Origin of the sequence: Robbsia betulipollinis, assembly GCF_026624755.1 — a bacterium.
In the GTDB taxonomy this organism is placed as follows: domain Bacteria; phylum Pseudomonadota; class Gammaproteobacteria; order Burkholderiales; family Burkholderiaceae; genus Robbsia; species Robbsia betulipollinis.
The window spans coordinates 1-624 of record NZ_JAPMXC010000045.1; the positions used below are offsets into that span (position 1 = coordinate 1).

At 68.3% G+C, this 624-nt stretch carries 1 protein-coding gene; it reads right to left on the reverse strand.

All coding sequences use genetic code 11. The annotated features are described in order from the left end of the window. Positions 1-624: NAD(P)/FAD-dependent oxidoreductase (locus OVY01_RS23030; RefSeq protein ID WP_267849963.1), on the reverse strand; the 624-nt coding region annotated here is incomplete at both ends.

Here is a 624-nt window from a genome sequence, read left to right on the forward strand (position 1 = left end):
GCCCAGTGACGTCGACGCGCGCCCCGCGATGAAATCGCCGACCTTCTGCGCCGGCGCCCGGTAATCCCCGCCGCCCAGTTCGAACGCCCGTTCTTCCCAACGCCGCTGGAACGCGATGCCGGCGAGCGGGCCGCCGGGAAAGTCCTCCGGCGTGATGCCCACCACGATGCCCGCGTTCGCATTGCGCTCGTTGCGCGAATACTGGCTCATCCCGTTCGTCACGACCCGGCCCGGTTCCGATGCCGCCGCCACCACCGTACCGCCCGGACACATGCAGAAGCTGTAGACCGCGCGGCCGATTACAAGGTGGTCCATCATTGCAGCAACGGCCGCGCCCAGCTGCTTGTGTCCGGCGAACGTGCCGAACTGGCTGCGGTCGATCAGCCCCTGCGGGTGCTCGATCCGGAAACCCAGCGAAAACGGCTTCGCCTCCATGAACACGCCCCGCGCGTGCAGCATCTCGAAGGTATCGCGCGCGCTGTGTCCGACGGCGAGCACTACGTGGTCGCAGGGCAGCGTCTCGCCATCGGACAACGCCAGCGCCTGCACCCTGCCATCCTCGATCAGGATGTCGTCGACCCGCGTCTCGAAGCGCACCTCGCCGCCCAGCTGGTGGATGGTCGC